Raw genomic sequence first — 22,524 nt, 5'->3', positions numbered from 1 at the left:
CATTTATTACACAATTTGAATAGACGCTCCGCGGCCGATTGCATAATAAACGAAACCGCGTTTGCTGATACGCTCCGGATCATACAGGTTACGACCATCAAAAATCACGGGTTGTTTTAACGAGGATTTAATCACGTCGAAATCCGGAGCACGGAAGTTCTGCCACTCGGTGCAGATCACCAGACCATCGGCGCCCTGCAGCGCAGCTTCTTTAGTGCCGCACAGCTTCAGATCGTCACGATGGCCGTAGATGCGCTGGGCTTCTTCCATCGCTTCCGGATCAAACGCCTGCACCGTTGCGCCCGCCTGCCACAGTGCTTCCATCAGCACGCGGCTTGAGGCTTCACGCATGTCGTCGGTATTCGGTTTGAACGCCAGACCCCACAGCGCAAACGTCTTGCCACGCAGATCGTCGCCAAAATGACGTTTAATAAACGTCGGCAGCTTGTTCTTCTGCGAATCGTTGACGTCTTCTACCGCCTGCAGCAGGCGCGGGGTGTAGCCGATTGACTCTGCAGTGCGAATCAGCGCCTGCACGTCTTTCGGGAAGCAGGAACCGCCGTAACCACAGCCCGGATAAATAAAGTGATAACCGATGCGTGAATCAGAACCGATGCCCTGACGTACTTTTTCCACGTCAGCACCCAGGCGTTCCGCAAGGTTGGAAATCTCGTTCATGAAGCTGATTTTGGTTGCCAGCATGCAGTTAGCTGCATATTTGGTCAGCTCTGCACTGCGAATATCCATCAGAATCATGCGGTCGTGATTACGGTTAAACGGCTCGTACAGTTCACGCAGCAGTTCGACCACTTCATCATTGTCGGTGCCCACCACGATACGTTCAGGACGCATGCAATCGTTAACTGCGGCGCCCTCTTTCAGGAACTCCGGGTTGGAGACCACATCGAACGCAATATTGGCATCACGCTGCTTCAGCGTTTCGCTCATCACCGCGCGCACGCGGTCAGCGGTGCCTACCGGTACGGTAGATTTGTCGATGACGACTTTGTGATCGTTCATGTGCTGCGCGATAGTACGCGCAACCGCAGTCACATATTTCAGGTCGGCAGAGCCATCCTCATCCGGCGGCGTGCCCACAGCAATAAATTGCATTACGCCATGGTTTACGCCCTCTTCTGCGTTGGTGCTGAATTTCAGACGCCCCGCTTCATAGTTCGACATAACCAGTGGCGTCAGACCCGGTTCAAAAATTGGGATGATGCCCTTTTTCAGGTTTTCGACTTTCTTTTCGTCGACATCAATACAGAGAACGTCATGTCCGACTTCGGCCAACACCGCAGCCTGAACCAGACCGACATAGCCGATACCAAATACAGTGACTTTCATTGAATTATCCTGTGCTTAATGAATTACTTTTTGTTGCCTGCAACGCCGTCGAGCCACTGAGCGAAATCTTTGCCCAGCACCGGATGACGCACGCCATACTCAACAAAAGCTTGCATATAACCCAGTTTATTACCGCAGTCGTGGCTCACGCCGGTCAGGTGGTAAGCTTCTACGGTCTCTTTTTCCATCAGCATGGCGATGGAGTCGGTCAGCTGTACTTCGCCGCCGGCACCCGGAGGGGTTTTCGCCAGCAGAGGCCAGATGTCCGCAGACAGCACGTAACGCCCCACTACCGCCAGGTTAGATGGCGCTTCCGAGGCTTTTGGCTTCTCAACCACGCCCACCATCGGTGCGCTCTGGCCCGGTGCCAACTCTGCGCCCTGGCAGTCAACCACGCCGTAAGCGGTGACATCGGCAACTGGCTCAACCATGATCTGGCTGCGACCGCTCTCTTCGAAGCGCGTCAGCATTTCTGCCAGGTTATCTTTGGTTGGGTTAGATTCGTACTCATCAATAATCACGTCTGGCAGAATCACCGCGACTGGCTCATCACCGACCAGCGGATGAGCACACATCACGGCGTGACCGAGGCCCTTAGCGATACCCTGACGTACCTGCATGATGGTGACGTGTGGCGGGCAGATTGACTGGATTTCATCCAGCAGCTGACGCTTCACGCGTTTTTCCAGCATCGCTTCCAGTTCGAAACTGGTATCAAAATGGTTTTCGATGGAGTTTTTAGAGGAGTGCGTAACCAGCACGATCTCATTAATACCCGCAGCAATACATTCGTTCACGACATACTGGATCAACGGCTTATCGACCAGCGGTAACATCTCTTTTGGAATAGCTTTGGTGGCAGGCAGCATACGCGTACCCAGACCTGCAACCGGGATTACCGCTTTTTTTACTTTAGACTTATAGGCAGACATCAAATACCTCTCTTAATAGGCCGTTCAAGTTAATACTTGATATGTCGGTTTAAAAACGAAATGAGTATATCAGTTAGTGTCAGACGGATTTATCCTGGATGGAGTTAATCCGCGGAATTTAAGACTATTACCCAAGTGTAAAGCTAAGCTTTGGCCCTGTCTTTAACCCGCGGAAAATATAAATCTGAGTGGCTATTCTTCGGACGATAACATCAGGCGAAGCCGGCCGCCGGCTCCCCAGACGTGACATTGCCAGGCATCGGCGCGCTGGCTGATTTGATTAAGATGGGTGCTGCCCATAGTGCCAAGCGGCACGCCGTTACTGAGCTGGATTTGCTGAGTATTGATGTGCAGTGTGGCATTCAGGCCGGCTGAAACCAGAATCAGATTTTTCAACTGACGATGGTAGTAGCCCACCAGCAGCGGGAACTGACCGTTCAGGTTGGCCTGACGCAACAGCATATTCACCTGACGCAGCAGACCATTGAGTTCCGGCAGACGTTGCTTTTGCCCGGACAGTTGCTCCTGCAATAAACCGTTGAACAGTGCTCTGAGCAATAATGCAGCCAGCACGCCGTTGTCGCCGGCACGCGTTACGTCCAGGCAATAAAACGCCAGATCTTTGTCCGACAACGCGGCAATATCCAGCACCAGCCCCGGCTGTTCCGCCATGGTGAGTTGACGGTAGTTTATGCGGCAACTGGCGATGGTTTGCTGGACTGGCGGTTGCAGCTGTTTGAGCAGCTTGGCGGCAGCGAGCGGATCGCGCACCAGGGCATCCCAGTCCTGAAAGAGCTGTTCATCTTCTTCCACTTTCGAGGTGAACATCGAAGGATAGAGGCACTCAAACACCGCTTCACGGAAACGTTCCAGGTTTTTTAGCGGCTTGAGCAGCACGTCCTGCACGCCAAGGCGCAGCACGTGGGCAATATCGGCCATGTTCTGCGTGGCGGAGATGATCAGGATGGGCACGCTATTACCACGTGTACGAATTCGCTCGACAAACTCAATACCGCCCATGCGCGGCATTTCCAGATCGCAAATGACCAGGTCCACCGACTGCGCGGCGAGTAAATTCAGGCCGTCGAGTCCATCGCCCGCTTCGAACGTGCTGGCTCCGAGGCCAGTTAACAATGTGTCCAGCAATGAACGGAAAACGACCTCATCTTCGACAATGAGTATCTTTTTGCCGATTAGCGGTTTTTCCATTCTCTCCCCCTGCGTACCAGATATTTCAATAGTGGTTCATAAAACGCCGTTGCGCCTTTCAGAATTGGCTGAAGTCACAACCCCCGTGAATGAACAACTGATTATCTGCTACGGACCAGCGGTAATAGTTCATCCATTTTTTTCTCCACGGCGGCCTTGCCTGCCGCAATGGCCTCTTCAGCCCGATGAAAGTCCAGCGTTGAAATCTGCGGACAAAAAGGCTGAATCAGCACATCCGGCGGATCGCCTGCCATACGATTACGTTTCAGGCGATTTTCCAATACCTGGATTGACGTTGACATAATTTCCATCGCGCCTGGAGACTGGCTGGCGCGCCGATGGGTCAACCCCATCAGACGCTGGCGCAGTTTTTTGCCCCAGCTCAGTGCTTCTGCCGCTGCCGCCTCTTCACCGCTCTGCGGCGTGACCGACAGCAGATCCTGCTGCATCAGGTGCGCATCATGTTGCAGGTCAACGGCAATCACAATGTCAGCGCCCAGCGCGCGGGTCAGCGAAATCGGCACCGGATTGACCACCGCACCATCCACCAGCCAATAACCATTGTAGCCAACCGGAGGCAATAAGCCTGGCATACTACACGATGCACGCACCGCCTGGTGCAAATCCCCTTCGGTCAGCCACAGCTCGCGTCCGGTGCTGAGGTTGGTTGCCACCACGCCAAAGCGCTTGTCCGCGTCTTCGATGAGCTCGTTAGGGATCAGCTGACGGATATGGCTAAACACCCGGTCGCCGCGTAGCAGGCCGCCACGCTGCCATGAGAGATCCATCAGACGGATAACATCCCAGTAGCGAAATGCGCTGACCCACTTCTCCATCAACGCCAGACGGCCGTTGACGTAGGCAGAACCCACCAGTGCGCCGACGGAACAGCCGGCAACGACATCCACCTCAATACCGGCGCGCTCCAGCGCGTTAATGACACCGATATGCGCCCAGCCTTTGGCAGCGCCCGATCCCAGGGCCAGCCCAATCCTGACTTTTCTCATCTCACCTCGTGATCAACCTGATGCGTAGCTTCACGCTGGCCAGTCGGCTAACATAGCGCACACTTTCATTAACTTTAATCACTCTCAGGAGATGATGTGTCCGAAAAGTGCCCCTGCTGCAGCGGAGAGCAGTATAGCCTATGTTGTCAGCCCTTTCTGAACGGGCAACAAACGCCACAGCGCGCTGAACAGTTAATGCGCTCGCGTTACAGCGCTTACGTTAAGCAAAACGCCGCCTGGCTGGTGGAAACCTGGCATCCCAGCCAGCGCGTGGCCGGACTGGAGACGCTATTATCCGAAAGTTTCGCCACCACAGAATGGCTTGGCCTGAATGTAACCCGTTGTAATCACGGAAGCCATGAGAATGAAGCCTTCGTGACTTTTTTTGCGCGTTATCTCGAAAAAGGCCGTACCTGCAGCCTGTATGAATGTTCACGCTTTCTTCGCGAGGATCAACGCTGGTACTATGTCGACGGAACAACGCCGGAGTTAGGGCGTAACGATCGCTGTCCTTGTGGCTCCGATAAAAAACACAAAAAATGTTGTGGCTAATCTGGACAGATGCCCAACAGCTTCACCATTCATCGCTTTGACAGGACTCTGATCGAGATGCAAGCGCAAACCATGCAACGAAAAGTTTTACGGACCATTTGCCCCGATGCCAAAGGTCTGATCGCCAAGATCACCAACATTTGCTACAAGCACGAACTGAACATTGTGCAGAACAATGAGTTCGTCGATCACCGTACCGGGCGCTTTTTCATGCGCACAGAGCTGGAAGGCATTTTCAACGACAACACGCTACTGGCTGACCTCGACAGCGCGCTGCCGACCGGTTCGGTACGTGAGCTGCACAGCGCCGGACGTCGCCGCGTGGTGATTCTGGTCACCAAAGAGGCGCATTGCCTGGGCGATCTGCTGATGAAGAGCGCTTTTGGTGGTCTGGACATGGAAATCGCCGCCGTTATTGGTAACCATGAAACGCTGCGTTCGCTGGTCGAGCGTTTTGACATCCCGTTCGTGCTGGTCAGCCATGAAGGCCTGACGCGCGAAGAGCACGATAACCGCATGGCGGATGAGATCGATCGCTATCAGCCGGATTACGTGGTGCTGGCGAAATACATGCGCGTGCTGACGCCGGCGTTTGTGCAGCGTTATCCCAACCAGATCATCAATATTCACCACTCGTTCCTGCCAGCCTTTATTGGCGCCCGTCCTTATCATCAGGCCTATGAGCGCGGCGTGAAGATCATCGGTGCCACAGCGCACTACGTGAACGACAACCTGGATGAAGGCCCGATCATCATGCAGGACGTGATTAACGTCGATCACAGCTATACCGCTGAAGAGATGATGCGTGCCGGACGCGACGTGGAAAAGAATGTACTGAGCCGCGCGCTGTATAAAGTGCTGGGCCAGCGCGTGTTTGTTTACGGCAACCGCACGATCATTCTTTAACCACTGCGGCGCTGATTTGCGCAACTCTTCAGCGCCACGCGTAAAAAGTGGGCAAACGATTGAGTTTTTTACTGCGGGCGCTTTACAGACTGAACGCATTTGGTATGATGCGCCCCGCTTTCAGGCATAAAGATTCAGGCCAGTGGCGGGATTCCCGAGCGGCCAAAGGGAGCAGACTGTAAATCTGCCGTCATCGACTTCGAAGGTTCGAATCCTTCTCCCGCCACCATCTGAATCCATTCTGCGCCTGAATCTTCTGAGCTTCATATCCCTGGCGGGATTCCCGAGCGGCCAAAGGGAGCAGACTGTAAATCTGCCGTCATCGACTTCGAAGGTTCGAATCCTTCTCCCGCCACCATTTCATGCTGCACATCTCCCCCAGCCGATAGAAAAACCAATAAATAACATCCGGAGAAGGATGAGAAGCTTCGACCGAAGGTTCGGGTCGAACGCAGTGAGACAACGCGCGCAGCGCGGCCCGCAGGGTGAGCCGCTTGCGGCGAATAATCCTTCTCCCGCCACCCTTTCATGCTGCACTTTTCACCAGACCGACATCTGAATTTACGCGATGCCAGGCCGGCATCAATGGCGCCCCTACAGTGATACGGACTCAAGTGTTACCCATGTGACCGGTTTCTATTCTCATCGTCCCAGTTGTCACCCGGATTGTAGGGTGCGCATTAATGCGCACCTGGATATTCACATCAACGCCCCCAGCTGAACGTCATCGCCTGTCTTACCCCGCTATCCTGCGTCCACCACCACAAATCACCTGCGTTCTGCCTCTCGCTCTTATCGTCACGCTCTTATGACGCAAGTCATGACTTTTGCCGCAAACCTGGTTACCATCGCCGCAACCTTTTGCGACGAAAAATGGCAGCGAAATGAAATTTGTCTCTTTTAACATCAACGGTTTGCGCGCACGCCCTCATCAGCTGGCGGCGCTGGTTGAACAGCATCAACCGGATGTCATCGGCCTGCAGGAAACCAAAGTGCACGATGACATGTTCCCGCTGGAAGAGGTCAGCAAACTCGGTTACAACGTGTTTTATCACGGCCAGAAAGGCCATTACGGCGTGGCGCTGCTGACCAAGACGCAGCCGGTAGCAGTTCGACGCGGTTTTCCTGATGACGGCGAAGATTCCCAGCGACGTCTGATCATGGCAGAAATTCCCAGCCCGATTGGCGATATCACCGTCATCAACGGTTACTTCCCGCAGGGGGAAAGCCGTGACCATCCCATCAAGTTCCCGGCCAAAGAGAAGTTCTATCGCGACCTGCAAAGCTATCTCGAGCAGCAACTGGCGGCCGACAAGCCGGTGCTGATCATGGGCGATATGAACATCAGCAGTACCGACCTGGACATTGGTATTGGTGAAGAGAACCGCAAGCGCTGGCTGCGCACCGGCAAATGCTCTTTCCTGCCGGAAGAGCGCGAGTGGATGGACCGGTTGCTGCAGTGGGGACTGGTCGATACGTGGCGTGAGAAAAACCCGGAAACCGCCGATCGCTTCTCGTGGTTCGACTATCGCTCAAAAGGATTTGATGACAACCGCGGTCTGCGCATCGATCTGCTGCTGGCCAGCCCACCGCTGGCATCACGCTGCATCGACAGCGGCATCGACTACAACATTCGCAGTATGGAAAAGCCGTCCGATCACGCGCCGGTGTGGTCCAGTTTCAGGCTGTAACTGAACAGCGTGGCGCCCGCGCGCCACGCCCGCTTATTTAATGATTTTCCAAATCAGCGGATTGGTACCCAGCACTTTTTCGTCACGCGCACACTGCAGCAGTACGCCTTCCGCTTTCACCACAGCGCCTTCGGAGTAGCTGCGGTTTTCATAGATACAGCACTGCAGGCAGTTGTTCTGCTGACGATTCTGCCCCTGCGTCCACACTTCCGGCGGCATATCCACCACCACATCGGTATTGCCCATTCGCGCGGGCTCCGGCTGGCGATTAGCCAGCGCGGCATGGCTGCACAGCAGCAGCCCACTCAGCAACAGCGTTGCGTAACGCATTATTCCATCTCCTTCGTTTTGCGCCGGGGCGTTTTACTTTTACTGCGCGTCTTCGCTCCGGTCGCGGCTAATCCACGAAAAGCCTGCAGTGACGGCCTCTGGCGCGCCTCACCAATCAAACCAATTAAGGTACTGACCAGCGGCTGCATAAACTCGTCATAGCGACAGGCTTTTTCACTGATGCGGGTAAGCGTTGACTCCCAGTGCGCCGTCATATCCGGCCGCGCGGCCATCTCCGGTAACGCATGAATCAGCGCCCTGCCCGCCTCGGTTGAGTGAATATAGCGACCTTTTTTCACCAGAAATGTACGGCGGAACAGCAATTCTATGATGCCGGCACGCGTCGCTTCCGTTCCTAAACCATCGGTCGCACGCAGCACTTTCTTTAATTCTTTATCCTGCACAAAGCGGGCAATACCGGTCATGGCCGACAGCAGCGTGGCGTCGGTGAACGGCCGCGGCGGCTGAGTCTGCTTCGCCAGCACCTCACCACGCTCACACAACAGCTCATCGCCTTTGCTCACCACCGGCAGCGGCGTGCCGTCATTCTCTTCATCGCGCTCTTTACTGCCCAGCAGCGCACGCCAGCCGGCTTCGGCAAGAAAACGTGCTTTGGCGACGAACCTGCCACCGCCGATATCGAGGTCGATGACGCATTTGCGAAATACCGCGTCGGGACAAAACTGCATCAGATACTGGCGCGCAATCAGAGCGTAAATATTGGCTTCATTGTCGCTCAGGTTCACCTTGCTGGCGCGCGCCGTAGGAATGATGGCATGGTGCGCATCCACTTTTTTATCGTCCCAGCAGCGATTTTTCTGATCCGCATTGAAATCCGCCGGCAGCGATACGTCCGGCTGATGCGCCTGAATGGCGTTCAGCACCGCATGACGTCCGGCAAAATGTTCGTCCGGCAGATAGCGGCTGTCCGAACGCGGATACGTAATTAGCTTATGGGTTTCATACAAACGCTGACAGCAGTCCAGTACCGTCTGGGCACTCAGGCCAAAACGCTTCGCCGCCTCGATTTGCAGGCTGGAGAGAGAAAATGGCAGCGGCGCCGTTTCTGACTCCCGCTTATCGTTGTAACCGGTAACCCACGCCGGTTTGCCGTTGATACGTTCAAGCACGTGGTCAGCGAGAGGACGATGCAGCAAACGGCCCTCGTCATCCTGCCACGGTTCACAGGCATCGCTGGGGATCCAGCTGGCAACGAAGCGCTCCTCTTTCGGGGTGACAATGTGCGCTTTAACTTCGAAGTAATCCTTCGGCACAAAGTTTTCGATCTCTTCATCGCGCCTCACCACCAGTCCCAGCACCGGCGTCTGAACGCGTCCCACCGAGAGCACGCCGTCGTAACCGGCGTTGCGGCCCAGCAGCGTCCAGGCGCGCGTCATGTTGATGCCATACAGCCAGTCAGCACGCGCCCGGGCCAGCGCCGAGACGCACAGCGGAATGAATTCACGGTTCTCGCGCAAACGGCTCACCGCGCGCTCGACCGCCGCAGGGTTGAGGTCGTTAATCAGGCAGCGCTGCACCTGCTGGCGCTTTTCAGCCGGCAGCTGCAGATAATCGAGCACTTCGTCGACCAGCAGTTGTCCTTCGCGATCCGGGTCACCGGCGTGCACCACCACGCTGGCCTGCTGCAGTAAGCCCTCGATCACTTTGAGCTGCTTCGCCACCGACGGGCGCGGCTGCAGGCGCCATTTGTCCGGGATGATGGGTAAATCCGCCAGATTCCAGCGCGCATAGCGGCTGTCATAGCTGTCAGGCTGCGCCTGCTCCAGCAGATGCCCGACACACCAGGTCACAACCTGGTCATTACCACAGGCAATATAGCCGTCGCCACGTCGATGCGGTTTGGGTAGCACATCGGCGATGGCGCGTGCCAGACTGGGTTTTTCAGCAATAAACAAACGCATGAATGGCGTCGTTCCTTTACGTCAGGTGACTACAGTAATCAGTGGATGGGCGCGGTCGGCCGGCAGCAGCGAGCCGATCGCCGTGGCCTCGACGCCAGCCTGCACGGCGCACGCGTGAAACGCCGCAATAGCGTCAGGCTGCACCGCCACCAGCAGCCCGCCGGAAGTTTGCGGATCGCACAGCAGTGCGCGCGTGGCCTCATCCATCGCAGAAATGTGCTCGCCGTAGCTGGCGAAGTTGCGGCTGGTGCCGCCCGGCACCGCGCCGGCCGCAATGTACTGGTCCACGCCGGGCAGACGCGGCACCTGTGCGGCCTGCACATGTGCGCGCAGGCCGGAGCCCAGACAGATTTCACTCAGATGCCCCAGCAGACCAAAGCCGGTGACATCGGTCATGGCGCTGACGCCGGGCAGTTTAGCAAATTCCGCCCCTGCGCTATTGAGCTGGCACATCACCTGCGCCGCCAGCGTCTGATGCTCCGCACGCAGCAGCCCTTTTTTCTCTGCGGTAGTCAGAATACCGATGCCGAGCGGTTTGGTGAGGAACAGCTCGCAGCCCGCCTGCGCAGCGCTGTTCTTTTTCACGCGCGCCACGTCAACGATGCCGGTAACGGCAAGGCCAAAAATCGGTTCCGGCGCATCAATTGAGTGACCACCCGCCAGCGCGATGCCGGCCGCCTGGCAGGCCGCGCGACCGCCTTCAATCACCTGCTGTGCCACCTTCGCATCCAGCACATTAACCGGCCAGCCGAGAATAGCGATGGCCATGATCGGTTTGCCGCCCATGGCGTAAATATCACTGATGGCGTTGGTGGCCGCGATACGGCCAAAGGTGTGCGGATCGTCAACGATGGGCATAAAGAAGTCAGTGGTGCTGACTACCGCCGTGCCGTTGCCAAGATCGTACACGGCAGCATCGTCACGGGTTTCATTGCCGACCAGCAGTTGCGGATCGTGAAAGGCAGCCAGTTCGCTGTGCAGAATGGTCTCAAGCACCTGAGGTGAAATTTTACAGCCGCAGCCAGCGCCGTGGCTGTATTGCGTCAAACGAAGCGGTTCGCTCATGGCGGGTTCCTTGTGCGCTGAACAGAGAGGGCTATGTTAGCCTGGCTGCCCGCTGCTGGTAAGCGCTGTCGCCGCTAAGCGCGATCTTTCGCACAGCGACTGTGCAATCAGTGTCGTTGCATGCACCTTGCCGCAGAAACCCGCTGCTGTCTGTCAGAAATAACTGACAAACGCCTCGCTGTCGGGCGCAACCACGGTGGTATTGGCTTTCAGCTGCGGCGTTCCGAGGTAGAGGAAACCCACAATCGCATCCTGCTCGCGGCAGCCAAAGGCGGCGCGTACCTGCGGATGGTCGGTCCATGGCCCGCTGCGCCAGATGCCGTTAAAGCCCTGCGCGACGGCCGCCATTTGCATCGCCATCACCGCGCAACCCGCGGACACGACCTGCTCCCAGCGCGGCACTTTGGCGGAGGCTTCGCAGTGCGCGACAACGGTGATGATCATCGGCGCGCGGAACGGTGACGTCCGGGCCTTCTCGATGGCTTTGTCATCCAGCTGGCTGTCGCGTGCGGCCTGCTCCAGCAGATGGCTAAAGCGTTCGCGCCCCTCATTTTCAATAATGATGAAGCGCCACGGCTGCAGCGTGCCGTGATCCGGTGCGCGCATACCCGCATGCAGAATATTCTGCAGCACTTCACCGGCCGGTGCCGGCTCGGTCAGACGCGACGCTGAACGACGGTTTACCAGTAATTCCAGTGCATCCATCTTGATTCTCCCGTGATTAACAAAGCGTGGGCTAATCCTGGCACAGCGCGAATTTTTGTAACAGTCTGGCGCGATTTCCTGCTGACTTTTCGCACGCTGCTCTTTAGGATGAACCCGACATCGGGGCAGACCGCATACCGGCTGCCCTGGCTACGTGAATATGGAGAGTTTATGCGCACATTGTGGCGAATTATTGCTGGCCTGTTCCGCTGGAGCTGGCGGGTGCTGAATTTTATCCGGGAATTTATCCTGAATCTGTTCCTGATTGTGTTAATTCTGGCCGGCGTCGGCATCTGGCTGCAGCTATCCAGCGCCAGCAGCAGTGAACCGGTGCAGCAGGGTGCGCTGAAAGTCGATCTGAGCGGCGTGCTGGTGGACAAACCGTCGGTCAGCAATCGTCTGAGCCGCATCAGCCGCCAGCTGCTGGGTGCCAGCAGCGATCGTTTGCAGGAAAACTCGTTGTTTGATGTGGTCGATGCCATTCGTCAGGCAAAGAGCGATAAAAATATCACCGGCATGGTGCTGGATCTGCGCGATTTTGCCGGCGGCGATCAGCCTTCGCTGCAGTACGTGGGTAAGGCGCTGCGCGAATTCCGCGACGCGGGCAAACCCATTTTTGCCCTCGGCGACAGCTATAGCCAGGCGCAATACTATCTCGCCAGCTACGCCACGAAGGTGTATCTGTCGCCGCAGGGCACGGTGGATCTGCACGGTTTCGCCACCAACGGCCTGTATTACAAATCCCTGCTGGATAAGCTGAAAGTCAGCTCACACGTGTTCCGTGTCGGCACCTATAAGTCCGCAGTTGAACCTTTCCTGCGTGATGATATGTCGCCGGAAGCGCGCGATGCTGATGGCCGCTGGGTCGGCCAGCTGTGGCAGAACTACCTCAACACGGTATCCGCCAACCGGCAAATCACGCCGCAGCAGCTGTTTCCGGGGGCGGCGGGCATCATCAGCGGTCTGCAGGCCGTTCAGGGCGATACCGCTAAATATGCCCTGGATAACAAACTGGTGGATGTGCTGGATTCGCGCGCTGCCGCCGATCGCGAGCTGGTGAAAACCTTTGGCTGGGATAAAGCCATCAACGACTACCGCAACGTCAGCATCTATGACTACAACGTCAAACAACCGCCGCAGCAGGATGGCAACATTGCGGTGATTCTCGCCAGCGGCGCCATCATGGATGGCGAAGAGAGCGCCGGCAACGTCGGTGGCGACACCACCGCAGCACAAATCCGCGACGCCCGCCTCGACGACAAAATCAAAGCCATCGTGCTGCGCGTCAACAGCCCGGGCGGCAGCGTAACGGCCTCTGAGGCCATCCGCGAAGAGCTGGCGGCGGCGCACGACGCCGGCAAGCCGGTGGTGGTGTCGATGGGCGGCATGGCGGCATCGGGCGGCTACTGGATCTCCACGCCGGCCGACTACATCGTTGCTGCGCCGAGCACCCTGACCGGGTCGATCGGCATCTTTGGCGTGATCAATACGGTGGAGAACAGCCTGAGCAGCATCGGCGTGCACAGCGATGGCGTTGCCACCTCGCCGCTGGCGGATGTGTCGACCACCAAAGCGCTGCCGACTGAAGTGCAGCAGCTGATGCAGCTGACCATTGAAAACGGTTATCGCAACTTTGTCGGTCTGGTCGCGACGTCACGCCATAAAACGCCACAGCAGATTGATGCCATTGCGCAGGGTCACGTCTGGACCGGTAGCGATGCCAAAGCCAATGGGCTGGTGGATGCGCTGGGCGACTTCGACGATGCGGTGGCTAAAGCCGCCGAGCTGGCGAAGGTCGCGAAACCTGAACTGAGCTGGTATCAGGACGATCCGGGGATGATCGACCTGCTGCTTAACCAGATGAATGCGTCGGCACAGGCCGTGCTGCCGGCCGCGCTGAAAGTGTGGCTGCCGGCTCCGGTCAGCGAAGTGATGGGCGCGCTGCAGGCGCAGCCGGGCCTGATGAATAATCTCAACGATCCGCAAAACCGTTACGCGTTCTGCCTGACCTGCGGCAACGTACGCTAATCTTTACAGCCCGGCCGCTGGTCGGGCTGCTTTTCCCCGCTAATCCCCTTATACTGCGCGTTTTACGGCAAGTCTGAGTTCATTCATGCAAAAGAAAAATATCTATGTAGCCTACACGGGCGGGACCATCGGTATGCAACGCTCCGCGCAGGGTTACATTCCGGTCTCTGGCCATCTGCAGCAGCAGCTGGCGATGATGCCAGAGTTTCACCGTCCGGAAATGCCGGATTTTACCATCCACGAATACCAGCCGCTGATTGACTCCTCGGATATGACGCCGCAGGACTGGCAGTCAATCGCTGACGACATCCAGCTGAACTACGATCGCTATGACGGTTTCGTCATTCTGCATGGCACCGATACCATGGCGTTCACCGCGTCGGCGCTGTCGTTCATGCTGGAGAACCTGGCCAAGCCGGTGATCGTCACCGGGTCGCAGATCCCGCTGGCCGAGCTGCGCTCAGACGGTCAGCAAAATTTGCTGAACTCGCTGTACGTTGCGGCTAACTATCCGATTAATGAAGTGGCGCTGTTCTTCAACAACACGCTATTCCGCGGTAACCGCACCACCAAAGCCCACGCCGACGGCTTTAATGCGTTTGCGTCACCGAACCTGTCGCCGCTGCTGGAAGCAGGCATCCATATTCGCCGTCTCAATACGCCGCCGGCACCGCGCGGCAGCGGTGAGCTGATCGTCCATCCGATCACTCCTCAGCCGATTGGCGTGGTGACCATTTATCCTGGTATCTCTGCCGACGTGGTACGCAATTTCCTGCGTCAGCCGGTGAAGGCGCTGATTCTGCGCTCTTACGGTGTGGGCAACGCGCCACAAAACGCCGAGTTTCTTGCCGAACTGCAGCAGGCCAGCGAGCGCGGCATTGTGGTGGTGAACCTGACGCAGTGCATGTCCGGTAAGGTCAATATGGGCGGTTACGCCACCGGCAACGCACTGGAACACGCCGGCGTGATCAGTGGTTTTGATCTCACCGTCGAGGCCACCCTGACTAAACTGCACTTTTTGTTAAGCCAGAACCTCACCAGCGCTGAAATTCGTGCCAAAATGCAGCAGAATTTACGTGGCGAACTGACCGAAGATTGATACGGAGCAAAATCCCATGAAGCGGGCATTGATAATCATCGATATTCAGAACGATTTTTGCCCCGGCGGCCCGATGGCCGTGCGTGAAGGTGACCAGACGGTTGCCGTTGCTAATCGCTATGCACGCGAATTCCGCGCGCGCGGTGAATGCGTGGTGGCGTTGCAGGACTGGCATCCGGCTAATCACGGCAGCTTTGCCTCGGTCTCTGGCGAGCCGGTGTATACGCTCGGTGAACTGAATGGTCTGGCGCAGATCTGGTGGCCGGATCACGGCGTGCAGCACTCACAGGGCGCGGATTTCCATCCGGATCTCGATCGCAGTCTGATTGATGCGGTGTTCCATAAAGGCGGCGATGTGGATGTGGATAGCTACAGCGCCTTTTTCGATAACGGGCACCGCCGCAAAACCGAGCTCGACAGCTGGCTGCGCGAGCGCGGCATTACTCACCTGGTGATGCTCGGCCTGGCGACCGATTATTGCGTCAAGTACAGCGTGCTGGATGCGCTGGAACTGGGATATCAGGTTGAGGTGGTGCAGGAAGGCTGCCGTGGCGTCAATCTCAATCCGGACGACAGCGAGATCGCGATCGCGCAGATGCAGGCGCAGGGTGCGGTCATTATCTGAAAATCAGGGCTGGAACTCTCCAGCCCTGCAGCCGGTTAATGCAGGTTGATGCGCGTCACGTCGGACTCGATTCCCCACTCTTCCTTCAGCTGTTTTTTCGACTTCATCACCATCTCACCGCCTTTACCGATGGTCATGTGCTGCGGTTCGTCGTTATGGCGCGCCTGCCACAGCATCACCAGCTGCAGACAGTTATCTTTCTGATCCTGCGTCAGCGCCACGCCGTCTGGCCACTTGCCGGTTTCCACCGCGCTGGCGAGGCGCTCGTAGACTTCCGGCGTCATCGCCGCCAGCATTGCTTCCAGTTCCTGCTTCATGCTCAGCCCTCGTGCTGATTGCCCTGCTCGTCGGTAAAGTTCAGCGACGCTGAGTTGACACAATAGCGCTCACCGGTTGGCTGCGGGCCATCCGGGAAAACGTGGCCCAGATGGGCGTCGCAGTTACCGCAGCGGATTTCGACGCGGTGCATACCGTGCGAGTCATCTTCCAGATAGCGGATAGCTTCATCGTTATACGGCTGGTAAAAGCTCGGCCAGCCGCAGCCGGAGTCATACTTGGTTTCGGAGAGAAACAGCGGTGCGTTGCAGACCAGGCAGTGATAGATGCCCTCCTGCTTGTTGTGCAATAGCGCGCCGGTGAAAGGCGGTTCGGTTCCACGATGCTGAGTGACGTAGCGCTGCATTTCCGACAGCTGGGCAATTTTTGCCTCGGGTGCGGTGTCTTTAGCCATTTTGAGTTCCGGAGTGTCATTCTGTAAAAATCGTCTAGTATTCTAACAAACGAACAACATCTTCCGGGTCTTTTTTCGTGCGGATGCTTTTGCCCCGACCAGCACTGCGCAATTTTGTGATGACGATCACTCTTTGCAACAGTCATCCCTTTTTAGTCTGCATTCGGCGTAAGATAGGTGCGCAACAAGGGCGTTGCGCAAGCGTTTGCGCACCCAATTATTCCTGGCGCTGGAATTGACCTGTCGCAACAATTGACACGATTCCGCTTGACGCCTGGTAAGGTTTTTGTAATTTTACAGCCAACCTTTTATTCACTAACAAATAGCTGGTGGAATATATGACTATCAAAGTAGGTATCAACGGTTTTGGCCGTATCGGTCGCATCGTTTTCCGTGCTGCTCAGCAGCGTTCTGACATCGAAATCGTTGCGATCAACGACCTGCTCGACGCCGATTACATGGCTTACATGCTGAAGTATGACTCTACACACGGTCGTTTCGACGGCACCGTAGAAGTGAAAGATGGCGCGCTGATCGTTAACGGTAAAAAAATCCGTGTTACCGCTGAGAAAGACCCGGCTAACCTGAAATGGGACGAAGTGGGCGTTGACGTTGTTGCTGAAGCAACCGGTATCTTCCTGACCGACGAAACCGCACGTAAACACATCACTGCCGGCGCGAAGAAAGTGGTTCTGACTGGCCCGTCTAAAGATGACACCCCAATGTTCGTTCGTGGTGCCAACTTCGACAAATATGCCGGCCAGGACATCGTGTCTAACGCTTCCTGCACCACCAACTGCCTGGCACCGCTGGCTAAAGTAATCAACGACAAGTTCGGTATCGTTGAAGGTCTGATGACCACTGTTCACGCCACCACCGCCACCCAGAAAACCGTTGATGGCCCGTCTCACAAAGACTGGCGCGGCGGCCGCGGTGCAGCGCAGAACATCATTCCATCTTCTACTGGCGCAGCGAAAGCAGTTGGCAAAGTTCTGCCAGAGCTGAACGGTAAACTGACTGGTATGGCGTTCCGCGTACCAACGCCAAACGTGTCTGTGGTTGACCTGACCGTTCGTCTGGAAAAACCAGCGTCTTACAAAGACATCTGTGCAGCCATCAAAGCCGCTGCTGAAGGTGACATGAAAGACGTGCTGGGCTACATCGAAGACGACGTGGTTTCTACCGACTTCAACGGCGAAACCCTGACTTCCGTGTTCGACGCGAAAGCCGGTATCGCTCTGAACGACAACTTTGTGAAACTGGTTTCCTGGTACGATAACGAAACCGGTTACTCAAACAAGGTTCTGGATCTGATTGCACTGGTTGCTGCTAAGTAAGCTAACCGGCTAAACAGACAAGGGGTGACTTCGGTCGCCCCTTTTTTTTCGATTGGATGAGAGAAGGTCTGACAATGCACAATTCGCTCTTTAACTTGCCCGTGGTGACGCAGATCACCCCTTACCTGTCGCAGCGTCAGATGGGTGAATTGCCGATTCTGGTGATCAGCCATCCGAAAGTGCGCGCCGCCATTGCCCTGCAGGGTGCGCACCTGCTGGCATGGCAGCCGGCCGGTCAGCAGCCCGCCATCTGGCTTAGCGACAAGACGCCGTTCGTCAGCGGCAAAGCCATTCGCGGCGGCGTGCCGGTCTGCTGGCCGTGGTTTGGTCCGGCAGGTGAACCTGCGCATGGCTTTGCCCGTAATCAGCCATGGACGCTGACGGCGCATGATGAGAACGAAGATGCGGTCATGCTGACGTTCACGCTGGAAAGTAATGCACAAACGAAAAAACTGTGGCCGCACGATTTCACGCTGCTGGCGCGCTTCCGCATTGCTGAACACTGTGAGATTGAGCTGGAAACCTGGGGCGATTATGAAGCCACTGCCGCGCTGCACAGCTATTTTCAGGTGGCGGACATTGCGCAGGTTGAAGTCAGCGGGCTCGGCAACAGCTATATCGATAAGGTGCAGGACAATGCCATCGGCAGCGCAGCGGACGGTAAACAAACCTATCCCGATCGGGTTGATCGCATTCATACCGCAGCGGAAGACTGCAGCGTGATCCACGATCGCGCCGGTAAGCGCCAGATTGAAGTCTACCACCATCATCAAAGTGACGTTGTCACCTGGAATCCTGGCCCGGCACTGTCCTGCAGCATGGCCGATATGCCTAATGATGGTTATAAAACCATGGTGTGCGTGGAGACGGCGCGGATTAACAAGCCGATGAAAAGTGCCGGTGAAACCCCTGCCCGCCTTGGCGTCACGCTGAGAATCCGCAATAAGTAATGCTGAACGGCGCGCATGCGCCGTTTACACCACATCCAGCGCCAGTTTGTGCTGCGGCGGCGGAAAGGCGCGATCCAGCAGCGCCAGTTCATCGCTGGCCAGGGTGATATTCAGGGCCGCCGCATTCTCCTGCACGTGAGCCACGCTGCCCGCCTTGGGAATGGCCATCACGCCCTGCTGGCGAATCACCCAGCTCAGCAGCAACTGAGCGATGCTGATGCCCTTCTGTTGTGCAATCTGCTGCAGAGTCGCATCGTCAAACAGCGCCTGACGCAGCCGTCCGGCCTGCGCCAGCGGACAGTAAGCCATGACGGGCGTATGGTGCTGCTGACAGAGCGGCAGTAGATTGAATTCAATACCGCGCGAAGCCAGATGGTACAGCACCTGATTAGTCGCGCAGCCCATACCACCGGCTTCACTCCACAGTTCCTGCAGATCGTCGCTATCAAAATTGGAGACGCCCCAGTGGCGAATTTTGCCCTGCTGCTGCAGCGTTTGCATGGCGCGCACGGTCTCTTCCAGCGGAACATTACCGCGCCAGTGCAACAGATAAAGATCGAGATAGTCCGTCTGCAGACGGCGCAGACTGCGCTCACAGGCGTCAATCGCATCGACCTCACCGGCGTTCCACGGGTAAACTTTTGATACCAACCAGGCTTGATCGCGCCGGCCGCGCAGCGCTGCGCCGACCACCTCTTCCGCGCCGCCTTCGGCATACATCTCAGCGGTATCGATCAGTTTCAGTCCGGCGTCCAGTCCAGCCTGCAGCGCAGCGGTTTCCTGCGCCCGCTGTGCCGGATTTTCGCCCATATACCAGGTGCCCTGGCCGATAGCTGGTAACGGCGTATCGTCGTTAAACTGAATCGTCTTCATCTCACCTCCTGTTGCGCCATTATGGGGCGCAATATTGGTGCAAGGTAACAAAAACGCCTCATTATGAGGCGTTCGTGCGGTCATCAGAAGCTGTAGCTGACGCCGGTCCACAGCGTAAACTGACCGTCTTTATCTACCATTGGACTGTCTTTAATTTCACTGGCGAAGCGGGTATAACGGCCTGACAGGCTGGCGTTCCAGCTCTCGCTGATCTGGTAGCTGGCGTTCATCTCGACGTAAGGCGACCAGCTATCGTCCGGGTGATAGCGATCGATGCCGGTACGCGCGCTTTCGTGGCCGGAAACGCCGTAGTAATAGCGGTTTTGGTTGGCACTGTTCCACATTGCGCCAATGCCCGGCGTCAGGCTGAACGCGCCGAAATCAAAGCGGTACAGGTAGGTCAGGTCCCAAATCATGCCGTTGCTGTTATTCAGCACATCGCCCAGCAGCGCGGTACGCACAATCCCCCAGTCAGCAACGTGACGATAAGTCGCGCCGGCCATCAGCGTCATGCGACGCTTGTCCAGCCCTTTCATATCGCCCAGATCGTTATCTTTCGGGTCATACTGCTGCGGCGAGCCCAGCAGCGTTAACGACAGCTGATTCTGCGGGTCTTTCCACAGGTAATAACCGCCCTGCAGGCTGCGGAACCAAAAGTTTTCCCCTTCATAATTGATGACCGGGATCGGCAGATAACGGTCCTGGCCGCCGCGGTACGGCGACTGGGCATAAATAACCGAAGCCCCAAGTGACACGGGTTCAGCGTAAGTGCTGAACGCCGCAAAATAGCAAGGACACATCAGAGCAAGCGCTTTAAGTTTGAAATGGTTCACAATTTATTCATTCCATTAATATAACAATCACACGCAGAGTCTAACCAAATTTTGCCACTGGTTTAACTTTTAATGTTGATTTCCTTTTTATCCTGTCAGAAGCGTCTGAGACGCAGCGCACCTGTTGCCGCAAGGGCGTGACGGCCTTAGCGCTTATGAGACTTTGTTATTGATATATCGCTAAATAAGGAGAAAAGACGGAGCAATTTTTCTGATTGCCTTCTACAGTAAAAGTAAGACGAGAATTTTTTGTACGAGCAGAGTAACCATAAGAATTGTGAATCCCGATAAAAAATCGTCAGGTTGGCATAAGGGTTGCTGTACTCAATAAAGAATATCTTCCGGGAGCTGCAAGAGCATCTTATTACGCTCCTTTACCTGTGCTAAAAACGAAAGGACGGGCATCGCTATGAATATATTCGATCACTATCGTCAGCGTTATGAAGCTGCCAAGGACGAAGAGTTCACACTGCAGGAATTCCTCACCATCTGTAAGCAGGATCGCAGTGCATACGCCAACGCGGCAGAACGACTATTGATGGCCATCGGTGAGCCTGTGATGGTCGATACTGCCCAGGAGCCTCGCCTTTCCCGTATCTTCTCGAACCGCGTCATCGGACGCTACCCGGCCTTTGAAGAGTTTTACGGTATGGAGGAAGCGATTGAGCAGATCGTCTCCTACCTGAAACACGCCGCGCAGGGGCTGGAGGAGAAGAAACAGATTCTGTACCTGCTCGGCCCGGTGGGCGGCGGTAAATCCTCGCTGGCCGAACGGCTTAAAGCGCTGATGCAGCGCGTGCCGATCTATGTGCTGAGTGCCGACGGTGAACGCAGCCCGGTCAATGACCATCCGCTGTGCCTGTTTAATCCGCAGGAAGACGCCAATATTCTGGAAAAAGAGTACGGCGTGCCGCGGCGTTACCTTGGCACCATTATGTCGCCGTGGGCGGCAAAACGGTTGCATGACTTTGGCGGCGACATCACCCGCTTCAAAGTGGTGAAAGTGTGGCCGTCGATTCTGGAACAGCTGGCTATCGCCAAAACCGAACCGGGTGATGAGAACAACCAGGATATTTCAGCGCTGGTGGGTAAAGTGGATATCCGTAAGCTGGAAAACCACGCGCAAAACGATCCGGATGCCTACGGTTATTCGGGTGCGCTGTGCCGCGCCAACCAGGGCATCATGGAATTCGTGGAGATGTTCAAAGCACCCATTAAAGTGCTGCATCCGCTGCTGACCGCTACTCAGGAAGGTAACTATAACGGTACCGAAGGGATTTCCGCCCTGCCGTTTAACGGCATCATTCTGGCGCACTCCAACGAATCAGAGTGGGTGACGTTCCGTAACAACAAGAACAACGAAGCTTTCCTCGACCGCGTTTACATCGTGAAGGTGCCTTACTGCCTGCGCGTGTCCGAGGAGATCAAAATTTATGAAAAACTGCTCAACCATAGTGAGCTGACCACCGCGCCTTGCGCACCCGGCACGCTGGAAACGCTGGCGCGCTTCTCGATTCTGTCGCGCCTGAAAGAGCCGGAAAACTCCAGTATCTACTCGAAGATGCGCGTGTATGACGGTGAAAGCCTGAAAGACACCGATCCGAAAGCGAAATCGTGGCAGGAGTATCACGATTACGCCGGGGTGGATGAAGGCATGAACGGCCTGTCGACCCGCTTCGCATTTAAGATTCTGTCACGCGTGTTTAACTTCGACCATGCCGAAGTAGCGGCTAACCCGGTGCACCTGTTTTACGTGCTGGAACAGCAGATCGAGCGCGAGCAGTTCCCGCAGGATCAGGCTGAGAAATATCTGGAACACCTGAAGGGCTATCTGATTCCGAAATATGCGGAGTTCATTGGCAAAGAGATTCAGACCGCTTACCTCGAATCCTATTCGGAGTATGGTCAGAATATCTTCGACCGCTACGTCACTTACGCGGATTTCTGGATTCAGGATCAGGAGTATCGCGATCCGGATACCGGCCAGCTGTTCGATCGTGAATCACTCAATGCCGAGCTGGAAAAGATTGAGAAACCTGCCGGGATCAGTAACCCGAAAGATTTCCGTAACGAAATTGTCAACTTTGTGCTGCGCGCACGGGCGCAGAATAACGGACGCAATCCAAACTGGACCAGCTACGAAAAACTGCGCACGGTGATCGAGAAGAAAATGTTCTCCAACACCGAGGAGTTGCTGCCGGTGATTTCGTTCAACACCAAAACATCCACGGACGAACAGAAAAAACACGACGATTTTGTCGATCGCATGATGGAAAAAGGCTATACCCGCAAGCAGGTGCGTCTGCTGTGCGAATGGTATCTGCGCGTGCGCAAATCGTCATAATCGACAGCGGTAAGCTACGCGGCATCCACATGCCGCCTG

Annotated in this window: 21 protein-coding genes, 2 tRNA genes and 1 other RNA gene; 12 read left to right on the top strand and 12 right to left on the bottom strand. The window is 56.1% G+C overall.

Annotated features, from left to right (window positions below):
• Positions 1-6 precede the first annotated feature (6 nt).
• The 4 genes from ABVR31_RS09005 to rssA all read right to left on the bottom strand — a co-directional run bounded on the left by ABVR31_RS09005 (position 7) and on the right by rssA (position 4,495).
• The gene (locus tag ABVR31_RS09005) at positions 7-1,347 is read right to left on the bottom strand and encodes a UDP-glucose/GDP-mannose dehydrogenase family protein (protein ID WP_021510077.1); all 1,341 of its coding nucleotides are present in this window, start codon (positions 1,345-1,347) and stop codon (positions 7-9) included.
• Between the two features lie 23 nt (positions 1,348-1,370).
• On the bottom strand, positions 1,371-2,279 hold the full coding sequence (gene galU / locus ABVR31_RS09000) for a UTP--glucose-1-phosphate uridylyltransferase GalU (protein WP_021510076.1): 909 nt from the start codon (positions 2,277-2,279) through the stop codon (positions 1,371-1,373).
• A 192-nt stretch (positions 2,280-2,471) separates the two neighbouring features.
• Entirely contained in the window at positions 2,472-3,488 is a 1,017-nt protein-coding gene (gene rssB, locus ABVR31_RS08995; RefSeq protein WP_021510075.1) for a two-component system response regulator RssB, read from the bottom strand.
• 101 nt (positions 3,489-3,589) lie between these two features.
• Positions 3,590-4,495, bottom strand: a complete 906-nt coding sequence (gene rssA, locus ABVR31_RS08990) for a patatin-like phospholipase RssA (RefSeq protein ID WP_021510074.1) — start codon at positions 4,493-4,495, stop codon at positions 3,590-3,592.
• 96 nt (positions 4,496-4,591) lie between these two features.
• Between rssA and ABVR31_RS08985 the strand changes: the two genes are divergently transcribed.
• The 6 genes from ABVR31_RS08985 (at position 4,592) to xthA (ending at position 7,644) form a co-directional block, all read left to right on the top strand.
• Complete coding sequence (locus tag ABVR31_RS08985; protein ID WP_372772485.1) at positions 4,592-5,047, top strand: YchJ family protein; 456 nt, start codon at positions 4,592-4,594, stop codon at positions 5,045-5,047.
• A gap of 57 nt (positions 5,048-5,104) precedes the next feature.
• Complete coding sequence (purU, locus tag ABVR31_RS08980; RefSeq protein WP_031280214.1) at positions 5,105-5,953, top strand: formyltetrahydrofolate deformylase; 849 nt, start codon at positions 5,105-5,107, stop codon at positions 5,951-5,953.
• 144 nt (positions 5,954-6,097) lie between these two features.
• Positions 6,098-6,182: transfer RNA gene (locus ABVR31_RS08975), tRNA-Tyr, on the top strand.
• 44 nt (positions 6,183-6,226) lie between these two features.
• Positions 6,227-6,311, top strand: a tRNA-Tyr gene (locus tag ABVR31_RS08970).
• A gap of 39 nt (positions 6,312-6,350) precedes the next feature.
• Positions 6,351-6,477: non-coding RNA, RtT sRNA (locus tag ABVR31_RS08965), on the top strand.
• 360 nt (positions 6,478-6,837) lie between these two features.
• Complete coding sequence (xthA, locus tag ABVR31_RS08960; RefSeq protein ID WP_372772483.1) at positions 6,838-7,644, top strand: exodeoxyribonuclease III; 807 nt, start codon at positions 6,838-6,840, stop codon at positions 7,642-7,644.
• A gap of 33 nt (positions 7,645-7,677) precedes the next feature.
• Here xthA and ABVR31_RS08955 read toward each other — a convergent pair whose 3' ends face one another.
• The 4 genes from ABVR31_RS08955 to ABVR31_RS08940 all read right to left on the bottom strand — a co-directional run bounded on the left by ABVR31_RS08955 (position 7,678) and on the right by ABVR31_RS08940 (position 11,666).
• A complete protein-coding gene (locus ABVR31_RS08955) occupies positions 7,678-7,974 on the bottom strand; it encodes a YnjH family protein (RefSeq protein WP_021510070.1) in 297 nt (98 codons plus the stop codon).
• On the bottom strand, positions 7,974-9,896 hold the full coding sequence (locus ABVR31_RS08950; protein WP_372772481.1) for a DNA topoisomerase III: 1,923 nt from the start codon (positions 9,894-9,896) through the stop codon (positions 7,974-7,976). Before ABVR31_RS08950 ends, ABVR31_RS08955 begins: the two co-directional genes overlap by 1 nt.
• 21 nt (positions 9,897-9,917) lie before the next feature.
• On the bottom strand, positions 9,918-10,961 hold the full coding sequence (gene selD / locus ABVR31_RS08945; RefSeq protein WP_262257902.1) for a selenide, water dikinase SelD: 1,044 nt from the start codon (positions 10,959-10,961) through the stop codon (positions 9,918-9,920).
• Positions 10,962-11,114: 153 nt separating this feature from the next.
• Positions 11,115-11,666, bottom strand: a complete 552-nt coding sequence (locus ABVR31_RS08940; RefSeq protein ID WP_058774609.1) for an NAD(P)H nitroreductase — start codon at positions 11,664-11,666, stop codon at positions 11,115-11,117.
• A gap of 171 nt (positions 11,667-11,837) precedes the next feature.
• On the opposite strand from ABVR31_RS08940, the gene sppA reads away from it, so the two are divergent.
• The 3 genes from sppA (at position 11,838) to pncA (ending at position 15,418) form a co-directional block, all read left to right on the top strand.
• Positions 11,838-13,694, top strand: coding sequence for a signal peptide peptidase SppA (gene sppA / locus ABVR31_RS08935; protein WP_372772479.1), 1,857 nt, complete (start codon positions 11,838-11,840; stop codon positions 13,692-13,694).
• Between the two features lie 85 nt (positions 13,695-13,779).
• Positions 13,780-14,793, top strand: coding sequence for an asparaginase (ansA, locus tag ABVR31_RS08930; protein WP_136547151.1), 1,014 nt, complete (start codon positions 13,780-13,782; stop codon positions 14,791-14,793).
• Positions 14,794-14,809: 16 nt separating this feature from the next.
• Positions 14,810-15,418, top strand: a complete 609-nt coding sequence (gene pncA, locus ABVR31_RS08925; RefSeq protein WP_372772477.1) for a bifunctional nicotinamidase/pyrazinamidase — start codon at positions 14,810-14,812, stop codon at positions 15,416-15,418.
• Between the two features lie 35 nt (positions 15,419-15,453).
• On the opposite strand, the gene ABVR31_RS08920 is transcribed toward pncA, so the two are convergent.
• Positions 15,454-15,735 (bottom strand): YeaC family protein, encoded by a 282-nt coding sequence (locus tag ABVR31_RS08920; RefSeq protein WP_058774606.1) that lies wholly within the window; start codon positions 15,733-15,735, stop codon positions 15,454-15,456.
• Positions 15,736-15,737: 2 nt separating this feature from the next.
• Positions 15,738-16,148, bottom strand: coding sequence for a peptide-methionine (R)-S-oxide reductase MsrB (gene msrB / locus ABVR31_RS08915; RefSeq protein ID WP_021510062.1), 411 nt, complete (start codon positions 16,146-16,148; stop codon positions 15,738-15,740).
• A gap of 338 nt (positions 16,149-16,486) precedes the next feature.
• Between msrB and gapA the strand changes: the two genes are divergently transcribed.
• Positions 16,487-17,485 carry a glyceraldehyde-3-phosphate dehydrogenase gene (gene gapA, locus ABVR31_RS08910; protein ID WP_021510061.1) on the top strand — a complete coding sequence of 333 codons (999 nt, stop codon included), beginning with the start codon at positions 16,487-16,489 and terminating at the stop codon, positions 17,483-17,485.
• A gap of 74 nt (positions 17,486-17,559) precedes the next feature.
• Positions 17,560-18,435, top strand: a complete 876-nt coding sequence (locus ABVR31_RS08905; protein ID WP_372772475.1) for a D-hexose-6-phosphate mutarotase — start codon at positions 17,560-17,562, stop codon at positions 18,433-18,435.
• 24 nt (positions 18,436-18,459) lie between these two features.
• On the opposite strand, the gene ABVR31_RS08900 is transcribed toward ABVR31_RS08905, so the two are convergent.
• Together ABVR31_RS08900 and ABVR31_RS08895 are read right to left on the bottom strand one after the other, a co-directional pair.
• A complete protein-coding gene (locus ABVR31_RS08900) occupies positions 18,460-19,308 on the bottom strand; it encodes an aldo/keto reductase (RefSeq protein WP_372772473.1) in 849 nt (282 codons plus the stop codon).
• 83 nt (positions 19,309-19,391) lie between these two features.
• A complete protein-coding gene (locus ABVR31_RS08895; protein WP_058774604.1) occupies positions 19,392-20,141 on the bottom strand; it encodes a MipA/OmpV family protein in 750 nt (249 codons plus the stop codon).
• A gap of 409 nt (positions 20,142-20,550) precedes the next feature.
• Here ABVR31_RS08895 and yeaG point away from each other — a divergent pair, with 409 nt between their 5' ends.
• Positions 20,551-22,485 carry a protein kinase YeaG gene (gene yeaG, locus ABVR31_RS08890; protein WP_021510057.1) on the top strand — a complete coding sequence of 645 codons (1,935 nt, stop codon included), beginning with the start codon at positions 20,551-20,553 and terminating at the stop codon, positions 22,483-22,485.
• The last annotated feature ends 39 nt before the right edge of the window (positions 22,486-22,524 follow it).

The sequence above is a fragment of the Pantoea sp. WEP genome, from assembly GCF_041678305.1.
GTDB classification, from domain to species: Bacteria; Pseudomonadota; Gammaproteobacteria; order Enterobacterales; family Enterobacteriaceae; genus Pantoea; species Pantoea dispersa.
The sequence above is the reverse complement of the archived record's forward strand: the minus strand, read 5'-3'. Positions and strand labels throughout refer to the sequence as shown.

Excerpts from the sequence above, each read along its gene's own strand:
- ABVR31_RS09005 (WP_021510077.1), bottom strand. The coding sequence starts at position 1,347 with ATGAAAGTCACTGTATTTGGTATCGGCTATGTCGGTCTGGTTCAGGCT.
- galU (WP_021510076.1), bottom strand. The coding sequence starts at position 2,279 with ATGTCTGCCTATAAGTCTAAAGTAAAAAAAGCGGTAATCCCGGTTGCA.
- rssB (WP_021510075.1), bottom strand. The coding sequence starts at position 3,488 with ATGGAAAAACCGCTAATCGGCAAAAAGATACTCATTGTCGAAGATGAG.
- rssA (WP_021510074.1), bottom strand. The coding sequence starts at position 4,495 with ATGAGAAAAGTCAGGATTGGGCTGGCCCTGGGATCGGGCGCTGCCAAA.
- purU (WP_031280214.1), top strand. The coding sequence starts at position 5,105 with ATGCAAGCGCAAACCATGCAACGAAAAGTTTTACGGACCATTTGCCCC.
- xthA (WP_372772483.1), top strand. The coding sequence starts at position 6,838 with ATGAAATTTGTCTCTTTTAACATCAACGGTTTGCGCGCACGCCCTCAT.
- ABVR31_RS08955 (WP_021510070.1), bottom strand. The coding sequence starts at position 7,974 with ATGCGTTACGCAACGCTGTTGCTGAGTGGGCTGCTGCTGTGCAGCCAT.
- ABVR31_RS08950 (WP_372772481.1), bottom strand. The coding sequence starts at position 9,896 with ATGCGTTTGTTTATTGCTGAAAAACCCAGTCTGGCACGCGCCATCGCC.
- selD (WP_262257902.1), bottom strand. The coding sequence starts at position 10,961 with ATGAGCGAACCGCTTCGTTTGACGCAATACAGCCACGGCGCTGGCTGC.
- ABVR31_RS08940 (WP_058774609.1), bottom strand. The coding sequence starts at position 11,666 with ATGGATGCACTGGAATTACTGGTAAACCGTCGTTCAGCGTCGCGTCTG.
- sppA (WP_372772479.1), top strand. The coding sequence starts at position 11,838 with ATGCGCACATTGTGGCGAATTATTGCTGGCCTGTTCCGCTGGAGCTGG.
- ansA (WP_136547151.1), top strand. The coding sequence starts at position 13,780 with ATGCAAAAGAAAAATATCTATGTAGCCTACACGGGCGGGACCATCGGT.
- pncA (WP_372772477.1), top strand. The coding sequence starts at position 14,810 with ATGAAGCGGGCATTGATAATCATCGATATTCAGAACGATTTTTGCCCC.
- ABVR31_RS08920 (WP_058774606.1), bottom strand. The coding sequence starts at position 15,735 with ATGAAGCAGGAACTGGAAGCAATGCTGGCGGCGATGACGCCGGAAGTC.
- msrB (WP_021510062.1), bottom strand. The coding sequence starts at position 16,148 with ATGGCTAAAGACACCGCACCCGAGGCAAAAATTGCCCAGCTGTCGGAA.
- gapA (WP_021510061.1), top strand. The coding sequence starts at position 16,487 with ATGACTATCAAAGTAGGTATCAACGGTTTTGGCCGTATCGGTCGCATC.
- ABVR31_RS08905 (WP_372772475.1), top strand. The coding sequence starts at position 17,560 with ATGCACAATTCGCTCTTTAACTTGCCCGTGGTGACGCAGATCACCCCT.
- ABVR31_RS08900 (WP_372772473.1), bottom strand. The coding sequence starts at position 19,308 with ATGAAGACGATTCAGTTTAACGACGATACGCCGTTACCAGCTATCGGC.
- yeaG (WP_021510057.1), top strand. The coding sequence starts at position 20,551 with ATGAATATATTCGATCACTATCGTCAGCGTTATGAAGCTGCCAAGGAC.